This window comes from Gillisia limnaea DSM 15749 (assembly GCF_000243235.1).
In the GTDB taxonomy this organism is placed as follows: domain Bacteria; phylum Bacteroidota; class Bacteroidia; order Flavobacteriales; family Flavobacteriaceae; genus Gillisia; species Gillisia limnaea.
In genome coordinates, this window is sequence record NZ_JH594606.1 from 1,510,871 (window position 1) to 1,513,203 (window position 2,333).

The 2,333-nt window shown below is 38.7% G+C and carries 3 protein-coding genes; all 3 read right to left on the minus strand.

Annotated elements, in window-relative coordinates; all coding sequences use genetic code 11:
• Positions 1 to 217, minus strand: a 217-nt coding sequence (locus GILLI_RS08515) for an AAA family ATPase (protein ID WP_006988692.1), incomplete at its 3' end; no start/stop codon positions are given.
• A 665-nt stretch (positions 218 to 882) separates the two neighbouring features.
• Positions 883 to 1,149, minus strand: a complete 267-nt coding sequence (locus GILLI_RS18910; protein WP_245545615.1) for a hypothetical protein — start codon at positions 1,147 to 1,149, stop codon at positions 883 to 885.
• A 62-nt stretch (positions 1,150 to 1,211) separates the two neighbouring features.
• A complete protein-coding gene (locus GILLI_RS08520) occupies positions 1,212 to 2,078 on the minus strand; it encodes an AAA family ATPase (protein ID WP_245545616.1) in 867 nt (288 codons plus the stop codon).
• Between the last annotated feature and the right edge of the window lie 255 nt (positions 2,079 to 2,333).

Below are 2,333 nucleotides of genomic sequence, written 5' to 3' on the forward strand. Positions count from 1 at the left end.
GAAAAGCCAGATCTTCTTTATTGATATATATAATTGTTGCGGTGCTATCAGTTTCTTTGACCCATTGTATGATCTGAAAAAGTAAATAGCTTTTGCCTACGCGACGTTGCCCGGTTAATACCTTGATAATATTCTGCCCGATGTATGACCGAACCTTCTCCAAATAATGAGAACGTTTATGAATATTATTTGGAATTACTAAATTATTTTCTATCATTATGATTATAACTTTTTACAAATATAGTAAAAGTTATAAGTATGTTTTTAGTTTTTGGCTGTAGCTTTTTGCTGTAGGCTTTAGGCTTTAGGCTGTAGGCTGTGGGCTGTAGGCTGTGGGCTGTAGGCTGTGGGCTGTAGGCTGTAGGCTGTAGGCTTTTTTTCGCTTATAGCTTAAGGCTTATAGCTTTTTTAGGCTGTAGGCTGTAGGCTTTCTTCCTTCGTTGTACTCAGGAAGACAAAAACTCCCCGGCTTGTCATTCTGAACGCAGTGAAGAATCCCGCTTACTACCAGGGCGAATCACGTTTGAAAGACGATATAATTTTCACTGCTCATCTTCCTCTCCCCTCGTCTCTACGTTCCACTTTCCTTTCGTCTCCTCTTTATTTTTTATACTTCACCCACACCGTAGGGATTCTTCCTCGCCCAAAAGCTCGTTCAGAATGACAGTAAGAACAAAAGTTTTTCTGTTTTCCCTTTAGCGTTTAGGCGGTAGGCTTTTTCGCTTATAGCTTATAGCTTAAGGCTTATAGCTTTTTCAGGCTGTAGGCTGTAGGTCCTTTTTTTGCTTATAGCTTATAGCTTAAGGCTTATTGCTTTTTTGGGCTGTAGGCCTTTTTTTTGCATATAGCTTATAGCTTAAGGCTTTTAGCCTAAGATCGAAATTAATACAAAAACCCGAACATCCAAAGAGGGATCTTGTTCCCCGATCCATATTCCAGGTTATCCAACACCCGATAACTATTTTTGAGATGTTTGATCTGTTCATTTTTTTTACCGCTCCCGCCAATTTCAAAAACCCAGGTATTATTGATCTTAAAATCCCCTTCTTCAATATATTCCACTTCATTTGCTTTCCCTACCTGATTGATAAAAAAAGTTTCCCGTAAATTTCCTTTGTCGGTATTTTCAGCGGCAAAAGCGAACTGCAAATTGGTGTTTTCCAGGTAAACCTTATCTGGTTTCTGAAGCCGGGTAATGCCCTTTGCTATTTTTATATAGTATTTTTTGTAAGGTGTGCCTCCTGTAAAAAGTAAAGGTAACTTATAAGGGTATTCCGATTGATCTTGATACGATCACTTAATTTGCTGATATTAGGCATAAAAGGCGCAGATTGGGCAATAATTTGCAGCAATTGTTTTAATCTGGCCGCATAAGCTATATCTACTTTTCTTAATAAAGGCAACTCTATTTCCAGGATTAGATTTATAACTTCTTCCAACCTTTGATGGTACAGGGAAGCTTCTTCAACAAAAAAAGGATAATACCCGCTTTTAAGATAATTATTAAAATGCTGCAAGGGTTTAACCGTTTTGTTAACCTCCCCGGCAATAGTCACGTGATCTTTCAATATTTCTTCCAACGAAACTACCGGGAAATTAAGGTTTAAAGTAAGATTTAAATATTCCCTATACGATAAGCCCTGCATGGTATACATTACTGCCCGCCGACTTAAATCGGCACGGGCATTAAGTATTTCGAGCAGTGACGATCCTGTAAAAACAATATGAAGGTCGGGGTAATCGTCATAAATATTTTTAAGCTCCTGCGACCAGTTTGGATATTTATGAACTTCATCTAAAAAAAGAAATTTTCCACCTTTTTTAATAAATTCATCTGTTAAGCCTGTCAGCTTATTTTCGGCAAACCAGATATTGTCCAAACTTACATAGAGACTGCTGCCGTCTAGCGGTAAGTTCTTTTTTATATATTGTAGCATTAGGGTTGTTTTCCCCACGCCCCGAGCCCCACGAATTCCTATAAGCCTGGCACTCCAGTTAATTTCCTGCATGGTGCCACGCATGAAATCCATCGAAATGGTCTCGATTTTACGAATAAATTTCTCTTCAAGCTCTTCCATAACTGCTTAATGTACTAAGCAAATATATCCATTTTTTGCTACTTATGATAAGCAAAATGTAAAATCTGTAGACTTTTTTTGGCTGTAAGCTTCAAGCTGTAGGCTGTAGGCTGTAGGCTCTAAGCTCTAGGCTTTTTTTTGCTTATCGCTTATAGCCTAAGGCTTATTGCTTTTTTTTGGCTGTAGGCTTTAGGCGGTAGGCTGTAGGCTTTAGGCGGTAGGCTCTAGGCTGTAGGCTGTAGGCTGTAGGCTGTA